Here is a 1407-nt window from a genome sequence, read left to right as displayed (position 1 = left end):
GACGCGGACATCGCCTACGGCGACGCGATCGGCCCCGACGGTCGCCCGCAGCTGAAGCCGGACTGGAGCCCGGATCTGCCCCTGGCGACGGGCTATCCGGGTTTCCCCCTGCTCCTGTCGAAGACGTGGCTCTCCGCAAGTCCGGGGCGCCCCGTCGGCCCGATGGAGGAGATCGGTTTGGCCATCGCGGCCGCCGCGACGACCCGCGCCGCGCGGGTGGCGCATGTCCCGCGGATTCTCGCCCGCACCGTCGGCGACGGGCTCGACGCGTCCGCCCGGGCGGCAGCCCTCGACGCGCGTCGATCCGGGTGGCCTTCGCTCCGTGCCGAGATCCACGACGGCGCCGTTCACCTGAAATGGCCGCTTCCGGATCCGGCGCCGCTGGTGAGCATCGTGATTCCCTCGCGCGACCGCCTGGACCTGATCACCCGCGTCTGCCGCGGCGTGCTCCACGAGACCGCCTATGCGGCGATCGAGCTGATCATCGTCGACAACGGTTCCACCGATCCCGCGGTGCTCGATCACTACGCAAGCCTGCGCGACGATCCGCGCGTGCGGATCCTCATGGACCCTCAACCCTTCAATTTCGCCGCGATGGTCAATGCCGGCGTCGGCGCGGCGTCGGGCGCGATCGTCGTGCTCCTGAACAACGATGTCGCCGTCCTGGAGCCCGGCTGGCTGGAAGCCATGGTCCGGCAGGCCTGCCGGCCGGATGTCGGCGCCGTCGGGGCAAAGCTTCTCTACGGCGACGGCACATTGCAGCATGCCGGCGTCGTCGTCGGCCTCGGCGGTCGGGCGGGCCATATCCTGCGCCGCCGGCCCGGGGACACGCCGGGCCATCTCGGCCGGCTGCGTGTGGCGCACGAGGTCTCGGCGGTGACGGCCGCCTGCCTCGCCGTCGCGCGCGACAAGTATCTGGCAGTTGGGGGCTTCGACGCCGAGTCCTTCCCGGTCGATTTCAACGACGTGGATTTCTGCCTGCGCCTCGGGGCCGCCGGCTGGAAGACGATCTGGACGCCGGCCGCGACCCTGGCCCATCTCGAATCCGTCAGCCGCGGTCCCTCCGTCGGTGCCAAGCGCACGCGCTTCGAGCAGGAGGCGGCCCGCTTCTCCGAGCGCTGGCGCGCCGTGATCCGGCACGATCCGTTCTACCATCCCGCCCTGTCGGTCACGACCTTCGGCGAGGACTTGGAATGACGCCGTCGGACGGGGCATCGGGCCGTGAAGGCGGCCCGTATCACGGATCGCCGCGCCGCTCCTGGCGCACGCTTTTGGGGACAGCCCGCCAGATCCTCGTTCACCCCCGGGCCGCGGCTGCCATCGTGCGGGCGCGCCTGATGGGGAAGCGCCTGCGGGCCCGGCAAGCGCTCGCGGGCTTGATCGGAATCGACCACCGGCTTTCGCTGC

1 protein-coding gene and 1 pseudogene are annotated in these 1407 nt (G+C 71.4%); both read left to right on the top strand.

What is annotated here, in order from left to right:
• Window positions 1-1197: glycosyltransferase family 2 protein (locus I53_RS28075; protein WP_043357202.1), on the top strand; the 1197-nt coding region annotated here is incomplete at its 5' end.
• Window positions 1194-1407 (top strand): annotated as a pseudogene (locus I53_RS34665) (glycosyltransferase family 2 protein); the annotation flags it as partial. The gene I53_RS28075 and the pseudogene I53_RS34665, both read left to right, overlap by 4 nt.

It is taken from the genome of Methylobacterium sp. B1 (assembly GCF_000333255.1).
GTDB classification, from domain to species: Bacteria; Pseudomonadota; Alphaproteobacteria; order Rhizobiales; family Beijerinckiaceae; genus Methylobacterium; species Methylobacterium fujisawaense.
The sequence above is the reverse complement of the archived record's forward strand: the minus strand, read 5'-3'. Positions and strand labels throughout refer to the sequence as shown.